This is a genomic window from Bradyrhizobium semiaridum, assembly GCF_020329505.1.
Taxonomy (GTDB): Bacteria; Pseudomonadota; Alphaproteobacteria; order Rhizobiales; family Xanthobacteraceae; genus Bradyrhizobium; species Bradyrhizobium semiaridum.
The window spans coordinates 25,221-46,796 of record NZ_JAGKJJ010000009.1 but is presented as its reverse complement, the minus strand read 5'-3'; the positions used below and the strand labels follow the sequence as shown (position 1 = coordinate 46,796).

The 21,576-nt window shown below is 65.7% G+C and carries 23 protein-coding genes and 1 pseudogene; 3 read left to right on the top strand and 21 right to left on the bottom strand.

Going from position 1 to position 21,576, the window contains the following annotated elements; all coding sequences use genetic code 11:
• Window positions 1-7 precede the first annotated feature (7 nt).
• Complete coding sequence (locus J6500_RS13225; protein ID WP_225713145.1) at window positions 8-307, top strand: GIY-YIG nuclease family protein; 300 nt, start codon at window positions 8-10, stop codon at window positions 305-307.
• A 120-nt stretch (window positions 308-427) separates the two neighbouring features.
• Here the strand turns inward: J6500_RS13225 and J6500_RS13220 are convergent.
• The 7 genes and pseudogenes from J6500_RS13220 to J6500_RS13190 form a co-directional block, all read right to left on the bottom strand.
• Window positions 428-586: pseudogene (locus J6500_RS13220) on the bottom strand (slipin family protein); the annotation flags it as partial.
• Window positions 587-666: 80 nt separating this feature from the next.
• Window positions 667-2,163 carry an AMP nucleosidase gene (locus J6500_RS13215; RefSeq protein ID WP_225713144.1) on the bottom strand — a complete coding sequence of 499 codons (1,497 nt, stop codon included), beginning with the start codon at window positions 2,161-2,163 and terminating at the stop codon, window positions 667-669.
• A gap of 118 nt (window positions 2,164-2,281) precedes the next feature.
• Complete coding sequence (locus tag J6500_RS13210) at window positions 2,282-3,430, bottom strand: tlde1 domain-containing protein (protein WP_376707794.1); 1,149 nt, start codon at window positions 3,428-3,430, stop codon at window positions 2,282-2,284.
• A gap of 429 nt (window positions 3,431-3,859) precedes the next feature.
• Window positions 3,860-5,401 carry a glycosyltransferase family 39 protein gene (locus J6500_RS13205; RefSeq protein ID WP_225713143.1) on the bottom strand — a complete coding sequence of 514 codons (1,542 nt, stop codon included), beginning with the start codon at window positions 5,399-5,401 and terminating at the stop codon, window positions 3,860-3,862.
• 7 nt (window positions 5,402-5,408) lie between these two features.
• Window positions 5,409-6,542 (bottom strand): glycosyltransferase, encoded by a 1,134-nt coding sequence (locus tag J6500_RS13200; RefSeq protein WP_225713142.1) that lies wholly within the window; start codon window positions 6,540-6,542, stop codon window positions 5,409-5,411.
• 256 nt (window positions 6,543-6,798) lie between these two features.
• Window positions 6,799-7,008, bottom strand: a complete 210-nt coding sequence (locus J6500_RS13195; RefSeq protein WP_225713141.1) for a hypothetical protein — start codon at window positions 7,006-7,008, stop codon at window positions 6,799-6,801.
• Between the two features lie 70 nt (window positions 7,009-7,078).
• Window positions 7,079-7,435, bottom strand: a complete 357-nt coding sequence (locus J6500_RS13190) for a hypothetical protein (RefSeq protein ID WP_225713140.1) — start codon at window positions 7,433-7,435, stop codon at window positions 7,079-7,081.
• Window positions 7,436-7,575: 140 nt separating this feature from the next.
• On the opposite strand from J6500_RS13190, the gene J6500_RS13185 reads away from it, so the two are divergent.
• Together J6500_RS13185 and J6500_RS13180 are read left to right on the top strand one after the other, a co-directional pair.
• Window positions 7,576-8,403: a DUF72 domain-containing protein gene (locus tag J6500_RS13185; RefSeq protein WP_225713139.1), complete on the top strand. Its 828-nt coding sequence runs from the start codon at window positions 7,576-7,578 to the stop codon at window positions 8,401-8,403.
• A 24-nt stretch (window positions 8,404-8,427) separates the two neighbouring features.
• Window positions 8,428-8,889, top strand: coding sequence for a DUF488 domain-containing protein (locus J6500_RS13180; RefSeq protein WP_225713138.1), 462 nt, complete (start codon window positions 8,428-8,430; stop codon window positions 8,887-8,889).
• A gap of 69 nt (window positions 8,890-8,958) precedes the next feature.
• On the opposite strand, the gene J6500_RS13175 is transcribed toward J6500_RS13180, so the two are convergent.
• The 14 genes from J6500_RS13175 to J6500_RS13110 form a co-directional block, all read right to left on the bottom strand.
• A complete protein-coding gene (locus J6500_RS13175) occupies window positions 8,959-9,540 on the bottom strand; it encodes a TetR/AcrR family transcriptional regulator (protein ID WP_225713137.1) in 582 nt (193 codons plus the stop codon).
• 45 nt (window positions 9,541-9,585) lie between these two features.
• Window positions 9,586-11,046 carry an amidase family protein gene (locus J6500_RS13170; protein WP_225713136.1) on the bottom strand — a complete coding sequence of 487 codons (1,461 nt, stop codon included), beginning with the start codon at window positions 11,044-11,046 and terminating at the stop codon, window positions 9,586-9,588.
• A 216-nt stretch (window positions 11,047-11,262) separates the two neighbouring features.
• Window positions 11,263-12,180: a PhzF family protein gene (locus J6500_RS13165; RefSeq protein ID WP_225713135.1), complete on the bottom strand. Its 918-nt coding sequence runs from the start codon at window positions 12,178-12,180 to the stop codon at window positions 11,263-11,265.
• A gap of 101 nt (window positions 12,181-12,281) precedes the next feature.
• Window positions 12,282-13,592: an adenylate/guanylate cyclase domain-containing protein gene (locus tag J6500_RS13160; protein WP_225713134.1), complete on the bottom strand. Its 1,311-nt coding sequence runs from the start codon at window positions 13,590-13,592 to the stop codon at window positions 12,282-12,284.
• Between the two features lie 136 nt (window positions 13,593-13,728).
• Window positions 13,729-14,892, bottom strand: a complete 1,164-nt coding sequence (locus J6500_RS13155) for an ABC transporter permease (protein WP_225713133.1) — start codon at window positions 14,890-14,892, stop codon at window positions 13,729-13,731.
• Between the two features lie 33 nt (window positions 14,893-14,925).
• Complete coding sequence (locus J6500_RS13150; protein ID WP_225713132.1) at window positions 14,926-15,885, bottom strand: ABC transporter ATP-binding protein; 960 nt, start codon at window positions 15,883-15,885, stop codon at window positions 14,926-14,928.
• Window positions 15,882-16,667 (bottom strand): HlyD family secretion protein, encoded by a 786-nt coding sequence (locus tag J6500_RS13145; protein ID WP_225713131.1) that lies wholly within the window; start codon window positions 16,665-16,667, stop codon window positions 15,882-15,884. The genes J6500_RS13150 and J6500_RS13145 overlap by 4 nt, the downstream gene beginning before the upstream one ends.
• Window positions 16,664-17,389, bottom strand: coding sequence for a TetR/AcrR family transcriptional regulator (locus tag J6500_RS13140; RefSeq protein WP_225713130.1), 726 nt, complete (start codon window positions 17,387-17,389; stop codon window positions 16,664-16,666). Before J6500_RS13140 ends, J6500_RS13145 begins: the two co-directional genes overlap by 4 nt.
• 292 nt (window positions 17,390-17,681) lie before the next feature.
• Window positions 17,682-18,092 (bottom strand): DUF2000 family protein, encoded by a 411-nt coding sequence (locus J6500_RS13135; RefSeq protein WP_225713129.1) that lies wholly within the window; start codon window positions 18,090-18,092, stop codon window positions 17,682-17,684.
• Between the two features lie 123 nt (window positions 18,093-18,215).
• Window positions 18,216-18,365 carry a helix-turn-helix domain-containing protein gene (locus tag J6500_RS13130; protein ID WP_225713128.1) on the bottom strand — a complete coding sequence of 50 codons (150 nt, stop codon included), beginning with the start codon at window positions 18,363-18,365 and terminating at the stop codon, window positions 18,216-18,218.
• Between the two features lie 27 nt (window positions 18,366-18,392).
• On the bottom strand, window positions 18,393-18,797 hold the full coding sequence (locus tag J6500_RS13125) for a DUF4189 domain-containing protein (protein ID WP_376707799.1): 405 nt from the start codon (window positions 18,795-18,797) through the stop codon (window positions 18,393-18,395).
• 135 nt (window positions 18,798-18,932) lie between these two features.
• Window positions 18,933-20,537 (bottom strand): NTP transferase domain-containing protein, encoded by a 1,605-nt coding sequence (locus tag J6500_RS13120; protein WP_225713127.1) that lies wholly within the window; start codon window positions 20,535-20,537, stop codon window positions 18,933-18,935.
• Window positions 20,534-21,235: an XdhC family protein gene (locus J6500_RS13115; RefSeq protein WP_225713126.1), complete on the bottom strand. Its 702-nt coding sequence runs from the start codon at window positions 21,233-21,235 to the stop codon at window positions 20,534-20,536. The genes J6500_RS13120 and J6500_RS13115 overlap by 4 nt, the downstream gene beginning before the upstream one ends.
• A gap of 2 nt (window positions 21,236-21,237) precedes the next feature.
• The gene (locus J6500_RS13110) at window positions 21,238-21,561 is read right to left on the bottom strand and encodes an XdhC family protein (RefSeq protein ID WP_021077800.1); all 324 of its coding nucleotides are present in this window, start codon (window positions 21,559-21,561) and stop codon (window positions 21,238-21,240) included.
• Between the last annotated feature and the right edge of the window lie 15 nt (window positions 21,562-21,576).

The window sequence follows — 21,576 nt, the reverse complement described above, 5'->3', positions numbered from 1 at the left end:
CTTGCTCATGGCCTATTACGTCTACCTTCTCGCGAGCGACAAGTACGGCACGCTGTATCTCGGTGTGACGAACGAGATCGTGCGGCGAATTTACGAGCACAAGAGCAAGGTGGTCGCCGGCTTCACGAAGCGGTACGCGGTCGACAGGCTCGTCTGGTTCGAGATCTATGACGATGCAGTCACGGCCATCGCGCATGAGAAGGAATTGAAGAAGTGGCGACGGGATTGGAAGATCAGGCTGATTGAAGAGAAGAATCCGCAGTGGCTTGATCTGTATCCGGAAATTGCCGCCGGACATATTGGATGAATGGATTCCGGGCTCGCGCTTCGCGCGCCCCGGAATGACGGAGGATAGGTTACCGCAATACGTCGAGCAACGCTGTCCCCGAATGAAATGAAAGGCCGCCCGTGGGCGGCCCTTCTTCTCTTACGCGCTCTCGGGCGCCTTGAGGCGGACCAGCCGCGTCAGCAGCGCATCGAGGCCCTCGCCGTTGCCGGCATGCAAGTCGATGCGGCCGACCTTCTCGACCAGGCGCTCCAGCGACTCCAGCTCCTTGAGCCGCAGCAGCAGAGGGTTCTCCTCCAATGGATTCCGGCTTCTCGCGGAGCCTGGCATCGGGCGCGCATTCGCGCGACCCGTTGGCGAGTCCCGGAATGACGAGCAGTTCACTGAAACGCGACCTCGGCAAAGCTCCTGAGCTTGCGCGAATGCAGGCGTTCGGATTCCTGCTGCTTGAGCCGCTCCAACGCCTTGAGGCCGATCTCGAGGTGCTGGCCGACGCGCTGGCGGTAGAAATTGCTCGCCATGCCCGCGAGCTTGATCTCGCCGTGCAGCGGCTTGTCGGAGACGCAGAGCAGCGTGCCGTAGGGCACGCGGAAGCGATAGCCGTTGGCGGCGATCGCCGCCGATTCCATGTCGAGCGCGATGGCGCGCGACTGCGACATCCGCCTGATCACCTGCGGGCCGCTGATCTCCCAGTTGCGATTGTCGACGCTGGCGACGGTGCCCGTGCGCATCAGCCGCTTCAGCTCGAAGCCGTTGAGGCCAGTGACCTCGCCGACCGCCTCCTCGAGCGCGACCTGCATCTCCGCCAGCGCGGGGATCGGCACCCACAGCGGCAGCTCGTGATCGAGCACGTGATCCTCGCGCACATAGCCATGGGCCAGCACGTAGTCGCCGAGCCGCTGCGTGTTGCGCAGGCCGGCGCAATGGCCGATCATCAGCCAGGCGTGCGGACGCAGCACCGCGACGTGGTCGGTGATGTTGCGCGCATTCGACGGACCGATCCCGATGTTGATCAGCGTGATGCCGCGATAGCCGGGCGCGACGAGATGGAACGCCGGCATCTGCGGGGTGCGCTCGGGAAAGCTCCCGCTGGTGCCGCCGCCGAGCCGCGCGTTGCGCGTGATCACATTGCCCGGCGCGATGAACGCTTCGAGTCCCGCCTCGCCCGACGCGAGGCGCTGCTGGCTCAATTGCACGAAGGCATCGACATAGAACTGGTAGTTGGTGAAGATCACGAAATTCTGGAAGTGCTCCGGATCGGTGCCGGTGTAGTGATAGAGCCGGCGCAGCGAGTAATCGACGCGCGCCGCGCGGAACAGCGCAAGTGGCTCGGGCGCGCCGGGCTTCAGCTCGAACGTGCCGTCGGCGATCGCATCGTCCATCGCGGCGAGATCGGGCGTATCGAACACGTCGCGCAGCGAGCGCGTGAACGCCGAGCTGTCGGCGATGGTCAGCGCCGCCTCGATGTTGATATCGCGGCGATAGGCGAAATGGATCGGGATCGGCTCGCCGGACTCGCCGATCTCGACCGCGACGCCATGGTTCTTGATCAGCAGCCCGATCTGCTCGGTGAGATAGGTCCGGAAAATATCCGGCCGCGTGATGCTGGTCTCGTGCACGCCGGGGCCTGCGACGAAGCCGTAGGACAGGCGCGAGTCGAGCCGCGCGTGGGACGATGTCGTGATGCGGACAAACGGATAACACGCGCGCACCCGCGCCGCGAGCGGCGCGCCGTTGACATAGGCCTCGAAGCGATCGCGCAGGAAGGTGGTGTTGCGCTCGTAGATCTCCTCGAGACGACTCACCGCCGCCTCGGCATCGACGAACGCCTCAGTCGCGATCGGCGGCGGAGTTTCGAGGAGAGATGCAGGACACATGTCGCTTGCCGATCCGGGACTCGCTGGGCTGCCGGAAGGTTACCATATCCGGCGCCCGTTCGCGAAACGGACGGAGCGTATGCAATAATACCGCTTCAGATGCGGCGCGCCGTCGCGCCTACTGAACCCGCGCCAGCACTGCGAGGCGGCGGATGCCCTTGTTGCGGTAGGCATCGAGGAACGCGTAATAATCCTTGAAAGAGACGCAGCCGTTGGAGTCGCCGTTCGGACCCAGCATGTAGGTGTGCGCGAGCAGGCCGACGCGGTTGAAGATCTTGCCCTCGCCGCCGATCGGCGTCAGGCGCAGCGCCGGCACGCCGTGGAACAGCGCCTCGCGTGGCTTCAGCTCATAGATGTGCGGCGGCGTCACGCCGACCATCTTCAGATGCGCGGAGCGCGGATCGTCGATCCGGGAGCCGAGGCCGGAATGCGCTTCGAGCCGCGTCCCGTCGGGCAGATACACGGTCTTCGCCGAGATGTCGTAGACCGCGGTCTGGCGGTCATAGGGCGGCGAGCCGCCGAGCATCGGGTTCTGATCCAGCGTCGAGGGAATGCTGCCGGTGACGTTGGCGTCGGCCGACGCGAACGACAACAGCCCGCCGCTCGACTCGCGCTTGCCCCACAGCTTCTCGACCATGGTCTGCCGGTCGTTCGAGGCGATCGACATCACCGCCGCCTTGGCGCGCGCGGCCATGTCGCGCACCGTGCCGCTGCCGGATTTCGACGCCGACCGGGTCTCGGCAGACTTCGGCTCAGATTTGGGCTGGACTGACGCAGACGGGTCGTTGAGCGCCACCTGCAAGCTGGCGGCGGCCTCCTTCTTGGCGGCCTCGACGGATTTCGGCGACGGCAACGGCTTGGAGGCCTCGGTGATTTTTGTGGTCGCGACCACCTTGGGCGCGTCGGCGAGTTTCGGCGCGGCCGCCTGCTTGATCGGGTCGATCTGCGGCGCGGCGTCGGCCACGACGCTCGACGGCACGCCGTCCGGCGATGCCGCCGCAAACCGATCGTTAAACATAAGCGAAGGTGCAGCAGGTTCCGACTTCGCAGCTTCCGACTTGGCGACCTCGGTCTTCGCGGCCGCGGCCGGCGGAGGCGTCAGCGACGCGAATACCTCGTTGAACGCGGGCGTGGGCCGCGACGCGACGGCGACGGGCCGCTTAACCACTGGCGCATCGAACGCCGCATTGCTCACCGACGGATAGACGCTGGCGGCGAAGATGTTGGCATAGACGGTCCAGGCGCAGCCGAGCACCAGCCCCGCCACCGCGGCGCTGCCGAGGAAATGCTGCGGAAGGATTTTTCGGGAAGGTTTCCTGCGGCTCGGCGCCCCAAGAACATACGCACTCGCACTCGTACCCATACGCCCGGCGCTCAAAACAGATCCACCCAAGTCCCTTGCTCGACGCGGCGCCGAACAATGTTCGGCGCGATGTCGCGCAGGGGGCACAGGCGGCCATTAAGGCGACTTTTAGTTAAATGCGACTTAACCGGACGCGATCCCCTGCAGCGCGGGAAGTGCCTGTGGCATGGGGCTTTTTTAAGATGGCGACAGATCGATGAAAGGCATTTTCTGTCCCATCATGGGACATTTGCAGCCCCATCCGACGCGCCCGGAAGCTGCGGAGAATTTCATTGCCGACCGTCCCGTAATCGCGCGGGGATCGGGCAACAATCATCTCCCGACCGCGAAAGATCAGCCGCGCGGCGAGGCGTCGGGCGGCGTGTTGACCTCGCGCAGCAGCTCAGGCGGCAGCGAGCGATCGAACACCTCGCCCTTCGGATCTTGCAGCGCCTCGAGCGCGTAGGTCTCGACCGTCAGCGGCCCGCGCATGCGTTGGGCCTCGCCGACCGTCGCGATGCTGGCGAACGTCTCGCGCATCGACTTCGGCAGGCTCTGCTCGACGTCATGCACGTAGAGCAGCTTGCCGGACAGTTGCGACCGATCCGGCTCGGGCATGTTGACCCAGCGGATGCGCTGGCCGTGCTGCGCGACGCAGGTACCCTTCGGCAGATAGAACGTGAGCCAGCCGGTGGTGCCGTAGTCCGGCGCCAGCACGCAGCTCGCCCCGACCCGGACGCGCACCGCCTCGATCTCGCTCGCGAGCTGCGGCCAGCCGACGCCGACGCTGCGCACGGTGGAGTCGCGGTGATAACCCGACAGCAGTCCGGTGTTGGCCTGCACGATCAGCAGCACGAACAGCACGACGCCGCCGGGCGCCGCCCAGCGGCGGCAGAAGTCCACGGTGCGCTGCTGGCGCGCCGACCATTGCACCTGGATCGCGGCGACCGCGGCCGCGATCGTGAAGGCCGGATAGACCGGCGCGAACCAGTTGGCCTCGACCCGCGCGTGCAGCGAGTGCCAGATGAAATAGAGCACGATGGTCCAGAACATCGTGTTGACCAGCACGCGCGCCGGCAGCGCGCCGGCGCGGCGCTGATAGAGCGCGTAAAGCCCCATCACGCCGAGGATGAAGACCAGCGGCGTGGCGAAGACGAACTGGGTCGGGACCAGTTCGGCAATGTAGGCCGGGTGGAAATCCTCGATCCGCGCCCGCCCCATCTGCTTGATGAACGACACCCAATGATGATCGGCGTTCCAGAGGATCACCGGCGCGAATATCGCGAGCGCGACCAGCCCGCCGAGATAGAGCCAGGGCGACAGAAACCAGCGCCGCAGCTTCGGCACCACCGTCAGCCAGATCAGGATGCCGGGTCCGAAGAACAGCGCATTGTACTTCGACAGCAGCGCCGCGCCCGCGCTGGCGCCGACCGCAAGCCACCAGACGCCGCGGCCGCTCTCCAGCACCTTGGCGAGGGAGAACAAGAGGAAACTCGCCGCGACCAGCACCGGCGCATCCGGCGTCACGATCAGCGTGCCGACGGCGGCCATCAGCGTCGCGTTGAGCAGGATGGTGGCGCAGGCGGCGACACGGCTGCCGCCGAACAGGATCGCAGCCGCGCGGTAGACCGCCCAGCTCATGGGCAGCGCGAGCAGGATCGAGACCAGCCGCACGCCGAGCGGCGTGTCGCCGGCGATCATGGTGCCGAGCCGGATCACGACCGCCACCATCGGCGGATGGTCATAATAGCCGCCGGCCAGCGCCTTCGACCACATCCAGTAATAGGCTTCGTCGAAGGTCAGCGGCGTCCAGGCGGCCGCCACGAGCCGCAGCGCGACCAGAGCGCATACCGCAAGAGCGGTGTCCTGAGCGAGCCGCGCTTCATTCAGCTTCATGCCAGCGTCATCGCTTGCGCCAGACGAACAGCCCGGACATCGCGTAGTTCCAGACCACGCCCATCAGCGCGCCCGCCGCGCCCGCGAGCCACCAGATCGGCTCCTGATCGTAGACCGAGAAAGCGACGCCGACATTGGCCAACAGGCCGACGCTGCAAACGAGATAGAACAGCAACAGGCCGCGCAGGATCGCAAGGCCCTTCAGCCGCTGGTCGCGATAGGTCAGGAAGTTGTTGAGGATGAAGTTGCTGGTCATGGCGACGATCGCGCCGGTGGCCTGCGCTTCCGGAAACGGCACCTGGAAGACTTCCAGCGCGATGAACAGCGCGGCGAGATGCACCAGCAGGCCGAGCGCGCCGACCATCCCGAACAGGATGAAGCGCAGCGAGATCACGTCATGGGTCAGCTTCGCGAGCACGAGGCCGAGGAAGTCGAGCGCGACCATCGAATCGAGCTTGCTCTCGCCATGCTGGCGCGCACCGAAGGTGTAAGGAATCTCGACCGTACGCAGCTTGCCCTGCCCGGTCGCGATCACGTCGAGCAGGATCTTGAAGCCCTGCGTCGAGAGCTGCGGCGCGAGCTCCTCGAAGCGGTCGCGCCGGACCATGAAGAAGCCGCTCATGGGATCGGCGACCTCGACCTTCAGCGCGCGGCGCGCGATCTCGGTGGCAAAGGCGCTGGCGCCGGCGCGCTGCTTGTTGAAGCCCTCGGCCTTGTAGCCCTCGATGTAGCGGCTGCCGATCACGAGATCGGCCTTCCCGTCCGCGAGCAGCGCCACCATCTTCGGGAGCTGGGTCTCGTCATGCTGCAGGTCGGCATCGATGACAGCGGCAAACGGTGCGCTCGAGGCCAGGATGCCCTCGATGCAGGCGCCTGACAGGCCGCGGCGGCCGACCCGGCGGATGCAGCGCACGCGGGAATCCTGCCGCGCCAGGCCGCGCACCACATCCCAGGTGCCGTCCGGCGAATTGTCGTCGACGAAGATCACTTCCCACGACACGTCCTTCAGCGTCGCGTCGAGCCGCCGGTACAGCACCGTGACATTGTCCCGTTCGTTGAAGGTCGGGACGACGACCGAAAGCTGCGGCAAACCAGCGGCCTGCGACAGGGTTTCGGGGCCCGGCTTGATGGCGTCATTCATGAGCGCCAGCGTATAGCCGCAGCCTCTCCCGCTGCCAAGGCGGGTGAGTCGAAACTCACTCTCGGTAGGTGGAAAACGGGGTCAGAATACCCCTCAAAATACCAACGACCACGAACAAGGGGCGCGCGTACATCCGGCGCAGCCGACATTGCCGTGGTCGTTCCAGCGCCGGAGCCCCAGAAGAGCTGCAACGTCGCTGTTCTGAGCTAGATAGGAAGGCCTTGGACGATCCGCAAGGGCTCGGGGGCGGACAGCGCTAGTTGTTCGGGACTTCGCGGATCACCGGGCCGCGCGGCGCCGGGGCTGCCGGGGCCGGCTCCGCGGCGGGAGCCGCCTGCTGCTGCGCCGCGGCGGGCTGGGCCCGATTGCGGATCTGGGTCGGGGACGGCCCATAGACGAACGCGGCGGCCAGCGCGATGACCGCCACCACCGTGCCCAGGAAGCCTGCTGTCGACCGCGAATCCATGCCCGATCATCCCCTCGCTTGTGCGCGGATTGATAGCAAAAATCGGCTGACCGCAACAGGATCAGGACGGCTATTTGGCGGCGGCTCGGCGCCGCACGAAGGCCGTCACGATGTCCTTCTGCGCGAGCTCGATGGCGCGGTTGGCAGTTGCAAGCCGCGCGCCGGCATCCTGTTTCGGAAACTGCTGCGACAGGAAATCGATCAGCGATACCCGGAAGTTCTGCCGCTCCGACGGGCAGACGGTTGCGATCAGCGAGGTGAACTCCTGGTCGGACATGGTCTTGTTGCTGTCGCGCGGATATTCGCGAGCAAGACAATTCCAGTATGCGTCGCGGCCGGTGACCGCGAGCCTGTGCGCATCGTCGACCTCGTCGGCCATGGCAGCAGGAGGCAGGAGCAAGAGGACGGCGGCGGCCAGCATGCGCATTGTTGTTCTCCCGTTTTCCGCATCCTAGCCAACGCTGACAACCGCGATAAGCGCTGCCGGCGAAATCTGGCAAACTGGCCAATCACGATTATTTTGACTAGTCTCGATCTCTTCTCCCCCTTCTCGCGACGAGTGCAATCGTGGCCAAAGCTCCCACCAAGGCAAGCAAGACGGACGCAGGCAAGATCTACATCGGCATCGGCGGCTGGACCTTCGAGCCGTGGCGCGGCGTGTTCTACCCGGACAAGCTCGCGCAATCGAAAGAACTCTCCTACGCCGCCTCGAAGCTGACCTCGATCGAGATCAACGGCACCTACTACGGTTCGCAGAAGCCGGAGAGCTTTCGCAAATGGGCCAGCGAAGTGCCTGATGGGTTCATCTTCTCGCTGAAGGGCCCGCGCTTCGCCACCAACCGCCGCGTGCTGGCGGAGGCCGGCGATTCCGTGAAGCGGTTTTACGATTCCGGCGTGCTGGAGCTGAAGGACCGGCTCGGACCCGTGCTCTGGCAGTTCGCACCGACCAAGAAGTTCGACGGCGCCGATTTCGGCAAGTTCCTCGAGCTGTTGCCGCGCAAGCTCGACGGCCGCGCGCTCCGTCACGTGGTCGAGGTGCGCCACGACAGCTTCAAAGTGCCGGAGTTCATCGCGCTGCTGCGCGAGCATCAGGTGCCGGTGGTGTTCGCCGAGCACGGCAAATATCCGGCGATCGCCGACATCGCCAGCGACTTCGTCTATGCCCGGCTGCAGAAAGGCAATGACGAGCTGAAGACCTGCTATCCGCCGAAGCAGCTCGACGCCTGGGCCAAGCGCTTCCAGGATTGGGCCAGCGGCGGTGAGCCCGACGACCTGCCGCGTGTCGACAAGACCGCGCCGAAGAAGATCCCGCGCGACGTGTTCGCCTATGTGATCCACGAGGGCAAGATCCGCGCGCCGGCGGGCGCAATGGAATTGATCGAACGCGTGAAGTAGGCGGAGCCGCCAAAGGGAGCTGCCATGGCGAAGCAGAAGAAGCTGTTCACCATCGGCTACGAGCAGACCCCGTCGAAGGCGGTGCTCGACGAGCTCGAGCAGGCCGGCGTCAAGCTTTTGGTCGACGTCCGCGCGGTGGCCTCATCGCGGCGTCCGGGCTTCTCCAAGAGCGCGCTCGCCGCGGGCCTCGACGAGCGCGGCATTTCCTATGTTCATCTGCGCGGCCTCGGCACGCCGAAGACCGGCCGCGAAGCGGCGCGCAGCGGCAAGTATGAGCTGCTGGAGAAGATCTACACCGCCCATCTGAAGACCGCGCAGGCCAAGGAGGAGCTCGACGAGCTGTCGGCGCTGGTGAGGACGTCAGGCCCGGCCTGCATCCTCTGCTACGAGCGCGATCACAGGCACTGCCACCGGCGCTGGATCGCCGAAATCATCGAGGACCGCAACGGCGTCAAGACCGAGAATCTGACGGCGCCGCAGGTTTAAAACTCGATCTGATAGAATCGGAACGAGACTCCAGGCCGTATCCGACCCGAGCCTCTCCGTCCTTCCTGTTTAGGATGACGACGTTCGCGCCAAATGCAGCGCTGCTTCGATGCCGCCATCCAGCATTTGCTGCGCTTCGGCAGCGTCGGGCACGGCCCGCGCAAACTGTAGCGTGCCCACCATGAGTCCGAAGATGGCCCTCGCCCGGCGGCGGTTCGCAGCAGAATCTGCACCGGGCAGCAGCGCCGCCAAACTCGCAACATAGCTCGCCAGCGCTTTCTCGTAATCCCGCCTGGTATTCTGGGGCTGGCGCGCGATCTCCGGAAGCAATGCAGCGGAGGGGCAGCCTTGCGCGGGGGTTTCGAGGTGCGCGCGATTCAGGTAGCGCCGGATCGCACCTTCAAGATCGAGGCCCATTAGCTGATCCTCATCAAGGCAACGCTGCTGGTCACTAAGCGCGCGCGCCAGTGCCTCGCGAACAAGCGCATCCTTGGACTCGAAGTGCGGAGAGAATGCCCCTTTGGTCAGGCCGGCCTCGCCCATGATCCCGGCAATCCCGGTGGCGGAGATGCCGTCCCGGCGCATGCATTTCGATGCCACATCGACGATGTGCCGTCGTGTTGCCCGCTTATGACCTTTCTCGAAGCGCATCTCGTCTCAACTCCACTCATGTCTCCCGGATGCCAGAATCACGCGTCAATCGGCCAGACACCCGAGGACGCTTTCGACCTTGCGGGCAATGGCTAAGAGCATGCGGTCGCTGCCTAGAGGGGCATCAAGCTCAAGGCCAATCGGCAGCCCGGCGCGAGACAGGCCAACGGGAAGACTGACACCAGGCAACCCGACGCTGCTCGCTGAGACCGTGTGATTCGCCAATGCGAGATAGCTGACCTCCTGCCCTGCGATATTGACGGTCGCCTGCTCGTCAATCAGAGGCGCTGTACACGGCGTGGTCGGCTGCAGAATGACTTGCGCCCCGCGAGCAACGAACGCCGTGTCGAGCCGGCGCTGGATCTCCGGCCGAGTCACGTTGAGCGCCGTCTGATAGGCTTCTGCCGAGACGGCACCTGCACCACTCGGCAGCACAATGTGTTCCCACGCCTGCCGAAGCTGGGGCTTGAGACCCTCGTAAATCGTCTCGAACGTCGTCGGAATGTCGTGATGGCGAAGGAATTCCGATATTGCATCCATCGTCTCATGGGCGAAGATGCCCCATGTCGCGGTTTGGACGAGGTTATTGAAATCATCGCCGAGATCCACCTCAACGACCTCCGCGCCGGCGTGCTGCAGACGCCGAACCACGTCACGGAATCGGCTCTCGACTTCCGAGTCCACCAGATCCAGAAACTGTCGCGGCGCGAAGGCCAATCGGACTCCCTTCAGATCATGGTCGCGGTCGGAAAGTTCTGCTGTCTGTTCGCCGGTCATGACCTGGTCCAGCAGGACGCAATCCCCGACGCTTCCGGCAAATGCACCTGTCGTATCGAGCGTGTGGGAGATCGGAGCGACACCCTTGCGCGGCCACCGTCCGGTGGTTGGCTTGAATCCCACGACGCCACAGAACGATGCGGGCACCCGGATCGACCCGACGGTGTCACCACCCAACGACGCTGGAACGAGGCGGGCGGCCACGGATGCGGCGGAGCCGCTCGAGGAGCCGCCCGACACGCGGTCTCGAGCGTGCGGATTCTTCACCTGGCCGTAACGTGCGTTATGGCCGGTCAAGCCATAGGACATCTCGACGAGGTTATTCTTCCCGAACACCAGGGCGCCCGCGCGCTTTATGGCAGCGACAGCGTCCGCATCTTCCCGCGGCACGAAGTGAGCGAGGCTATCGAGCCCGAGGCTCGTGGGCAGCCCTTTCGTCAGATAACTGTCTTTCACGGCGAGCGGCACGCCCAATAGCGGAGCCGCCGACCCGGCGGCACGTGCCTTGTCCGCGTTCTTCGCGGCCTCCAAGACGGCCGCCTCATCGATGGTGATGAAGGCATTGAGCTCGGCATGCGTTCGCGCACGGCGCAGAAGCGACGCGGTATATGCTTCCGACGTGATTTCGCCACCGCGAATAGCTGCTGCAGCGGCGGCGAGCCCCAGCGAGGAGCCGTCCATGGATTGTTCGGGAGCCATGTGGCGCGAAACGGCGGTCATGTCGTTCATGAAGTCCTCGCAGCGAGCGGTTTGCGGCATTCCGCCGCCCGCCATCGGCGGCGCAGGTGAATGCCATTACGATCATAATATAAAATTACGATCGTAATTCAATGGCGCGAGCGGACTTCCCTGCACACATGAACGTGAGGTGCGGGCGGCCCCCTAGACCCTTGTCTTGGCGCGGTTTGTCACGCGAACCGGTCGTCTACTTCGCTCAAAAACGCTTTAGCCGCGCTCGCCGGCCACGTTCAGCGTCCCCTCCATCATCCTCACGCAGTTGCCGCCGACATGCACGGACGTGACGGCGCCGGCCTGCTTCTTTACCCGCGTCAGCAGCAGGCTCGGCCGGCCCATGTCGACGCCCTGCCCGATCCGCAAGCGCAACTCGCCGTCGCGCGTCGGATCGAGATCGGCCAGCAGCGCGGCGGCTGCGCCGGTCGCGCTGCCGGTGGCGGGGTCTTCGGACAGGCCGCTGGCGCCGGGGTGGAACATGCGCGCCTGCAAATCGAGCGGCTGCTCGCTCGCCGGAACGTCGCGCGTGTAGAGGTAGATGACGTCGCGCCCGATATGCGCCAGCACCCTGGCGAACGCCCCCGCATCCGGCCTCGCGCGCTTCAGCGCCTCCCGCGAAGCGATCTCGGCGACCAGAAATGGCAGGCCGACGGATGCCACCTGCGGTGCGTGCCGGTCGGTCCTGATGTCGTCGGCCGACAGTGACAGGCACGCGGCGACGTCGGCCGCGCCGACCTCATGCGACCGCTGCAACGGCTGCGGCGCCGTCAGCTCGGCGCCGATCACGCTGCCGCCTTCGGACAGGATCTCGAGCGGCACGAGGCCCGCCTTCTCCTCGAACCGCAGCCGCTCCGGCGCCTTCGCCGAGCGCGTCGCCAGCACGAAGGCGGTGCCGACATTGGGATGCCCGGCGAACGGAATCTCGGTGCGCATCGTGAAGATGCGGACCTGGGCGTCGTTGGCGGCGTCCTGCGGCGGCAGCACAAAGGTGGTCTCCGAATAGTTGAACTCGGTCGCGATCGCCTGCATTTGTGCCGTCGACAGTCCGCCGGCGTCGAGCACCACGGCAAGCGGGTTGCCGCCGAAGGCCCGGTTGGTGAATACGTCGACAGTGATATAGCGCCGCTGCATCTTGCTTTGTCCTCATGCACTGGGTCGCGGCCGGCGACCGGTCGCGCGCATCCTAACATGGCCGGAATCGCGGCCTTCAGAGCACTCGGTGCAATCGCGCTTTACCCCAACTGCCAAACCGGTATCGGGCGATCATATCCCCTCACCGGTATCTCGCCGCGCGATATGGCGTCCTTGCAATCATCGCCGAGTGCCTCGCGCACCTCCGACGAGATCAGGAATTGCGAGCCGAGCTCCTTGTTGAGCGCTTCGAGCCGCGCGGCGAAATTCACGGTGTCGCCGATCACGGTGTATTCCTTGCGCCGCGGCGAGCCGATATTGCCGGCGACCACCTCGCCGACATGGATTGCGATGCCGATGCGCAGCGGCCAGCCCGAACTGGCGTTGATGCGCTCATTGGCGGCGAGCATCTCGCGCGCCGCGGCGACCGCCTGGTGCGGCGCGTCGCCGGCATGGATCGGCGCGCCGAACAGCGCGAGGAAGCCGTCGCCGAGAAACTTGTTCACGATACCGCCGTGGCGATCCAGAATGTCGACCAGCACCGCAAAGGCACCGTCGAGCCGGTCGACCACTTCCTGCGGCGAGCGGGTGCGCGCGCCCGCGGTGAAGCTGCGGAAATCGACGAACATCACGGCGACGCGACGAATGTCGCTCTTGGTCGAGGCGCCCTCCATCATCAAGCGCTCGACCACCTGCGGCGAGACGTGCTGGCCGAACAGGTTGGTGATGCGGTCGCGCGCGGTGGCCGCCGCAATGCTGGCCTCGAACTGCCGGCGCAGTTGCATGCCGACCGCTCCGGCCAGGATGCCGCAGATCAGGACGATCATGCTGCGCGCGGCGTGATAGTAGATATTGTGCAGCGCCTCGCCGCCGTTCGCCGGATGGAAGAACACGGCCATGTAGAACAGCTCGGCTGATGCGACGAGGCCGGTGAAGGTCGACAGCCAGAAATCGAGCCGCAGCGTCGAGAGGATGATGAAGACGAAATAGATCAGCGGCGCCACGAAGCCGAGCGCCTGTTGCGTGCCCATGCTGTTGATGTGCAGCGCCAGCACAACGGTCGGCAATGAGGTCTCGATCAGGACGCCGATGTAGCGCCGGACGACCGGCAGGTCGCGTCCCTTGCGCATGAACCAGGTGATCGCGGTATGCACCCACAGCTCGAACACGATCAGCGGTACGATGACATAGAACACATAGATTGGGCTGAGATTGCCGTGCCAGACCCGGCTGACCGCTTCGGGCGCAAAGAATTGCATCAATAGGCTGACGGCCCCGAGCAGGATGGTGGTAGCGACCAGCACCTTGATGCGGAGCAGCTCGGTGGTCATCACCTCGCGCATCAGCGCGCGATGGAAATCCGCCGATACGGTGGTTGCCCGCGCCGCGTCTCTGTTCCAGAATCCCGCCATTGCTTCGCCCCCGTCATTCCGGGATGGTCCGAAGGACCAGACCGCAGGTGCGCGATGGCCCACCGGGACTCTCGATTCCGGGTTCGACACTCCGCATCGCCCCGGAATGACGATGAATCATCGCACCCATTCTGCCTCAATCGAGCGTACGGCGGAAGCGCGTCACGGCGACGGTCATGGCGAACAGCATCAGGCAGGCCAGCGCGATCGTGTCGTAGCGCAGGTTCTCCATCGCCGCGCCCTTCAGCATGATGGCCCGGACGATGCGGACGAAATGGGTCAGCGGCAGGCCCTCGCCGATATATTGCGCCCAGACCGGCATGCCGGCGAACGGAAACATGAAGCCGGACAAAAGGATGCTCGGCAGGAAGAACATCATCGACAGCTGCATCGCCTGCAGCTGGTTCTGCACGATGGTCGAGAAGGTGTAGCCGATCGACAGATTGGTGGTGATGAACAGCGTGGTCAGAAGCGCCAGCAGGATGAGGCTGCCGAAGATCGGCACGCCGAACAGCAGGACGCCGATGCCGATGATCAGCGCGGCCTGGATAAAGCCGACGATCACATAGGGGATGATCTTGCCGAACATCACCTCGACCGGCTTGATCGGCATCGACAGCAGGCTCTCCATGGTGCCGCGCTCGATCTCGCGGGTCACCGACAGCGCGGTGAAGATCAGCATGGTCATGGTGAGGATGGTGCCGACCAGGCCCGGTACGATGTTGAGGCGGGATTCCGCCGCCGGGTTGTAGCGGGCATGGGCGCGGATCTCGAACGGCATCTCCGGCGGATCGCCGATATGCAGGTCGTGCGCCAGCGCGGTCTGCACCAGCGGCCCGAGCGCGCCGAGCGCCGAGCCGGACGCCACCGGATCGGTGGCATCGGCGGCGACCAACAGCGCCGGCCTGTCGCCGCGCCGCACCGCACGCTCGAAGCCGCGCGGAATCTCGACGCCGAACAGCACCTTGCCGGATTGCAGCAGCTCATCGAATTCGGCGACGGTATGGACCTCGCGGACGAAGCGGAAATAGGCGGTGTTTTGCATCGCCTTCAGGATCGAGCGGCCGAGATCCGAGTCCTCCTGGGTCAGCACCGCAGTCGGCAGATTGCGCGGCGTGGTGTTGATGGCGTAGCCGAACAGCGTCAGCTGCATCACCGGCAGCATGATGATCATGGCAAAGGAGACGCGGTCGCGGCGCAGCTGGATGAATTCCTTGACCAGCATCGCATAGCTGCGCCGCCAGAAGCCGAACCGCGGCTCTCTCGCCTCGCTGGTCTGGATCGTGTCGGTCGCGCTCATTGCGAATGATCCTTGGAAGCTATCCGTTGGAAATTATCCTTGGAAATTGTCCTTCGAGCGCCCCATCAGGTCGATAAAGACGTCCTCGAGCGACGGCTCGCTCGGCCGCCAGTGCCACTTCGCATCGCTGCGATACGGCGCGACGGCGGCATCGAGCGCGCTCTTGTCGCGGCCCGAGACGTGCAGGCTGGTGCCGAACGGCGCCACCATGTCGACGCCCGCCTTGCCCGAAAGCTCCGCCATCAGTCCGTTGAAATCCTCGCCGGTGACCGTGTAGGTCGACAGCTTCGAGCCCGCGATCACCTCGTCGACGGTGCCGTGTGCCAGGAGATGGCCGTAGGCGATATAGGCGATCTCGTGACAGCGCTCGGCCTCGTCCATGTAATGGGTCGAGACCAGCACGGTGAGGCCCTCGGCCGCGAGCGCGTGGATCTCGTTCCAGAAGTCGCGCCGCGCCTTGGGATCAACGCCCGCGGTCGGCTCGTCCAGCAGCAGCAGTTGCGGATTGGGCAGCGTGCAGGCGCCGAGCGCGAGCCGCTGCTTCCAGCCGCCGGACAATTCGCCGGCAAGCTGCTCCTCGCGGCCCTTCAGCCCGATCCGCGCGATCATCTCGGACGCGGCGCGCCGCGCATCCGGCAGACCGTAGAGCCGCGCGACGAACTCCAGGTTCTCGCGCACCGAAAGGTCCTGGTAGAGGCTGAAGCGCTGCGTCATGTAGCCGACCTTGCGCTTGATCTTGTCGGCATCGCGCCGGATATCGTAGCCGAGACAGGTGCCCTCGCCACTGTCCGGCGTCAGCAGGCCGCACAGGATGCGGATGGTCGTGGTCTTGCCGCTGCCGTTGGGGCCGAGGAAGCCGTAGATCGAGCCGCGCTTGACTTGCATCGACAGGTCATGCACCACCTCGCGCCCGCCGAACGACTTGGTCAGGCCCCTGGCGTCGATCGCAAGACCGGATGCACTGGATCGCTCATGGTGCGTGGCGCCGTTCATCTGCGGTCGGCCATCGGCGTCTTGGGGTTGAGATAGATGCTGATCGGCTGCCCGACGCGCAGCGCATCGGGCCGGCTCGGCCGCGCCTGGATCAGGTAGACCAGCTTGTTGCGCTCATCGAGGCTGTAGATCACCGGCGGGGTGTATTCCGCCGTGGTCGCGATGAAATAAATCCTTGCGGTCAGGTCGGCGGCGCAATTGTCGCAGGTGACCCTGATCTCGTCGCCGAGCGCAAGCTTCGGCAATTCCCTCTCCGGCACGAAGAACCGCAGCTTCATGTTGCCGGGCGGCATGATCGAGAGCACCGGCCGCTGTGCCTGCACCATCTCGCCCTCGCGGAAATAGATCTGCTGAATGCTGCCTGCGATCGGCGCAAAGCCCTTGCGGCGGTCGAGCCGGGTCTGCGAGGTGTTGACCCGCGCTTCGGCGACGCGCAGCGCGGAGACCGCGGAATCCAGATTGGCCTGGGTGCCGGCGCCGGTGCCGCGCAGCTGGGCCGCGCGGTCATAGCTCTGCTGCGCGTTGGCCAGCGTCGCATTGTTCTGGTTGAGGTCGGCACGCTGCAGATCGTCGTCGACGGTATAGAGCAGATCGCCGGGCTTGACCTCGTCGCCCTCGCGCACGTTCAGCTTGGTCACCCGGCCGGACTCGTCGGGACTGACGAAGATCATGTCGGCCTCGACCCAGCCCTGGAAGCCGGGATCGCGCTTCTCCTGACAGCCGGCGAGCACCGCCGCCAGCGCAACAGCGATCAATGCCTTTGTCATTGGCGACGAGGTCATGCTGTCCTCCGTTCGCCGAAAATCAGATCGAGATGAACCCTGAACATCGCGAGCGCGTCGAGCGGTGCATGCCTGGCAAACAGGCTCTGCCAGATCACCGCGACGATCGCGGGCGCGACGATCAATTGCGGGAATTGCGCGAGCTCCCGCTGTCTGATCTCGCCGCGCGTGATCGCGAGCTGGATCAGCGCGCGCATCGCCGCCATCCCGCGCGACACCACCTCGCGGAAATAGAAATCGGCGATCGCCGGGAAGCGCGGCCCTTCGGCGACGATCAGGCGGATGATGTCGCCGCGCCGCGTCTCGGCGATCTCGTGAATGAAGGTCTCGGCGAAGCGCTCCACCGCATCGCGCACCGGGCCGGTGATCTGCGGCGGCGCCGCCATGCGATCGATCAAGGGCACGACCGCGGTGCGGATCAGCTCCTCGAACATCGATTCCTTGTCCTTGAAGTGCAGGTACAGCGTGCCCTTGGCGACCCCGGCCCGCTTGGCGACGTCGTCGAGCCGCGTCGCGGCAAAGCCGCGCGCGATGAACTCGTCCATCGCGGCCGCGACGATCGCCGCCCGCCGCTCCGCCGATTTCTCGGCGCGGTTCGCCGCAGGCCGCTCCGCGGCCAGCTTGGCCGAGGCCGCTTTCGGCGTCTTGGCGGCGGCGGCCCGGATGGTGGTCCGGCGCCCTGCGGGTGGTGTGCGGGTCGGCATGTCCGTGCGCTTTGCCATGTTTCATTAATGACTGACTAGTCAGTCATTGTCAAGGCGATCAAGAGGGAAAACTCGCAAGGGCCGGGAAGGTTTCAGGTTGTGGCCGGGCTATTGCGGCACAGGCGCCGACCGCCGTCCCTGCCCCGTTTCGGCGCCGGGGTGGGCCCAGATGCGCTTCGATGCATCGGAGGTTTCACCGCCCAGCAGGGTGCTGCGGTTCGGGATCGGTGTTGTCGCGCGAAGCCGCCGAGGATCACCTCGCCCGGTCGACGCAAGGCTGGTTCCTGCGCCTTAGGCGCGCTGCGAATCGTCAGCCGTGAAATTTCAGCCCGTCGAGAATCTTGTCGACTACCTTGCGCTCGGCGCGCACGGCAAGGCCGACGAGTTTGAGGTCGGGGCGCGCCACCGCCCTCACCACCTCGCGGTTGGCAGCGTCGTGCGTGGTCTTGAACATGTCTTCGGTGTAGAGCGCAGGCTTCACGTTGCGCGCGAGCGCGCGCTCCAGCGCCCGCGACAGCGCCGCGCGGTCGGCGCCATAGATCAGGATCGGCTGGCCGATCAGGGAGAGATATTTCGTGCCCGAGCCGTCCTCGTAGTTCTCGCCGATACATTCGGGAAAGGACGCCGCGATGCCGCCTGCAAGAAACGACGCGACGTTGAGTTTCTGCCAGACTTCCAGGTCGGTCCGGATCACGACCGCGATCTTGGTGTCGAATTGCATGGGCCGAGTGTAGCCACAGGCGAGCGGCCAAGGCCAGTCCTGCCTGAATTTTCATGACAGTCATGTCGACAGCGGTGGCGACTCGCGGCACTCTCGGCCGCGCTTCGCGGCGCTCTACCCATCCTACGCTGCCCGCGCCACATCGCTGAGCTTGCCCTGATCGAGAATGCGCACGCCGCCGCGCCGGCACGCGATAATGTGCTGCGGCTCGAGATGCCGCAGCAGCTCGTTGACGGTCTGGCGGCTCAGATAGCGCCGGCACCGGGAAACCATCGCGGCGCTGCAATCGGAGAAAGTGAGCTATCCCTTGGCGTCGCAGGCCCAGGCGCGGATCACGCATTCCTTGCCGCCATATTCGTAGCATTTGCGCGTCGCGGCGTTGAGCGAGCTGGAGATCTTCGGCGCTACGGCATAGCCGTGGGCGCCGCAGGGATTCTTCAGGTCGATCGAGAGTGCGGCACAGGCGCGCTTCATGGTGACGGTGGTGCAGTCGCCCTTGCACTGCTTTTGCGCGGCGGCGCGCGCTGGCGCCTCTGCCGGATAATCATAGGCCTGGCCGTAGGCGCCGCATTTGCCGACCGCGAACGCGCCGGCGGCGTGAGCCTTGGTGATGAAGCTTTCAGTGACGAAACGCGCCGCACCCAGCAGCAATGTCAGGACAAGAATCATCAGCGCGCGGCGCTGCGCGGCGGCAGTCGAAATGATCACGTGAAATCCCCCAGAACCCGGCGCGGACTCTACAAAGGGGTCGTTTCCAGATGGTGAATGACGGGTTGATGGCACAGCTCCATCCACGTGTCGTCCCGGAGAAAAGCCGACAACAGGTCGCTGGGACGACAACTACCCACGCCTTGCGGCTTCCAATGCTTGCGGGGTGTCGATGTCGAGGAAGGCGCTGTCGCCTTCGACCGGGACTTCGGCGACCGCCTCGGCGTGCTTGGCGATCAGATGGCGGGCGCCGATGTCGCCGTCGAGCGTCATCAATTCCTTGAAGAAGCGGCGCGACCACAGCACCGGATTGCCGCGGCGGCCTTCGCTGACGGGGACGGCGATCAGATGACCGCGGTCCGGGGCAAAGGTCTCGATCAGACGGTCGATCAGTTGCGATGAGATCAGCGGCATGTCGCCGAGACAGACGATGGCGCCATCGGCACGATCGGATACCGCCGAGATGCCCGCCTTCACGGAGCTCGCGAGGCCACCGGCGAAATCCGGATTGCGGACGAATTTCACCTTGAGGCCCTCGAGCGCCTGCTCGACCAGATCGGCCTGATGGCCGGTGACGACGATCACCTCCGCGGCCTTCGACGCCAAAGCCTGCTCGGCGACGATGCGCACCATCTTCGTGCCGTCGAGTTCGGCGAGCAGCTTGTTCGGGCCGCCCATCCGGGTCGAACGCCCTGCGGCGAGCACGATCGCCGCGACGTTGCGGTTGCCTTCGGTGTCGGGGACGGCGCGCGGCTGCGGCCGCGTCACGATCTCCATCAGCAGGCCGCCGACGCCCATGCCGGTGAGATCCGAGCGCGTCACCTTGATGCCGGCGAGCAGCCGCATCAGCACCCAGTCAAAACCGTTCTCGACCGGCGAACGCGCGCAGCCCGGCGCGCCCAGCACCGGCACGCCGCCGGCGCTGCCGATCAGCAGCAGATTGCCGGGATCGACCGGCATGCCGAAATGCTCGATCGCGCCGCCGATCTCGGTGATGGCGGCCGGGATTACGTCGCGCCGATCGGCGATCGCGGAGGCGCCGAACACGATGACGAGCTCAGCGCCGAGGCCGAGCAATTCCTTGATCGCTCCCGCCAGCACCGTCTCGTCATGCGGCACGCGGCGCTCCGCGATGATCTCGGCACCGGCCGGCGCGAGCCGCTCGGCGGTGACACGCAGCGTCTTGTCGATCACTTTCGGCGCAAGGCCCGGCAGCAGCGTCGAGACCACGCCGACCTTCTTGATCACGTAAGGCGCGATCCGCAGCGTGTCCTTGCCGGCCACCGCGACGGCCGCATCGCGCAGCCGCCCCTCGACGCCGAACGGGATCAGCTTGACGGTCGCGATCATCTCGCCTTCGACCACCGGCTTGTAGGCCGCGAGCGTCGCGAAGGTGATGGCCTCGTCGACGCCGTTGATGCGGTCGACCGCGGCGCGGTCGACCACCAGCACGCCGGGGCGCGCCGCGAACAGATTGGCGCGGCCGGTGAAGGCGCGCTCGACATTGACGCCCTCGCCCGCCACCGCTTGCGCGATGCTCGCCGCAGCGGCGTCCTCGGAGATGTCGCCGTCCTCGAGGCGCACCACGACGATCTCCTTGACGCCGGCTTTGATCAGCGCCTCGACCTCGGCGGGGCCGATGGTCGTGCCCTTCTTGAGCACCAGCGAGCCCTCGCGGAGCGTATGCACGGTGACGCCGCCAATCGCGTCGGCCGGACTGGCGGGACCGAACTTCATGCCGCTTCTTCTTTTTCTTTGGGAGGCAACCGCAGCTGCGCGGTGATCTCGGCCATGATCGCGACCGCGATCTCCGACGGCGATACCGCGCCGATGTCGAGGCCGATCGGCGCATGGATGCGCGCGATGTCGCTGTCCTTGGCGCCGAGCGCTCGCAGCCGCTCGCCGCGCTTGGCATGCGTCTTCCGCGAGCCGAGCGCGCCGATATAGAAGCAGTCGCGATCGAAGGCGTGCATCAGCGCCGGGTCGTCGATCTTCGGATCATGCGTCACCGCGACGAACGCGGTGTAGTGATCGATGTTGAGCGGCGGCAGCGCGACGTCGGGCCATTCGGCGACCAGCGGCACGTCCGGAAAGCGCTCGGGGCTGGCGAACGCCGTGCGCGGATCGACCACGGTGACGTCGTAATCCAGCGAGCGCGCCAGCGGCGCCAGCGCCTGGCTGATATGGACCGCGCCGATGATCACGAGCTTTGCGGTCGGCGCGTAGACGTTGAGGAACAGCTTCTTGCCGTCGGCCTCGACATTGCCGCTCTTGCCCATCCTGAGCTGCTTTGACAGTTCGGCGCGCAGCGGGTCGGCGGCGATGTCCTTCGCCTTGACCAGGCGCTGCTCGCCATTGGCGGTGTCGGTGACGACGATGACCGGGCGGCGCGCGGCGCGCTCGGCATTCAACTCCTTAAGGGTTTCGAGCTTCACGGCTAGCCGACCTTCTCGACGAAGACGCGGATGGTGCCGCCGCAGGACAAGCCGACATTCCAGGCGGTCTCGTCGGCGACGCCGAACTCGAGCATCTTCGGCTGCCCGCTCGCGATCACGTCAAGCGCCTCGGTGACCACGGCGCCCTCGACGCAGCCGCCGGAGACCGAGCCGAGAAAGGTGCCGTCGTCATTGATGACGAGGCTTGAGCCGGCCGGGCGCGGCGCCGAGCCCCAGGTCTCGACCACGGTGGCGAGCGCCACGCCATGGCCCTGCTTCTGCCAGGTCTCGGCGGCCTGCAGGATGTCTTCGTCGCGGTTCAGCATGGTGGCCTCCTGCGT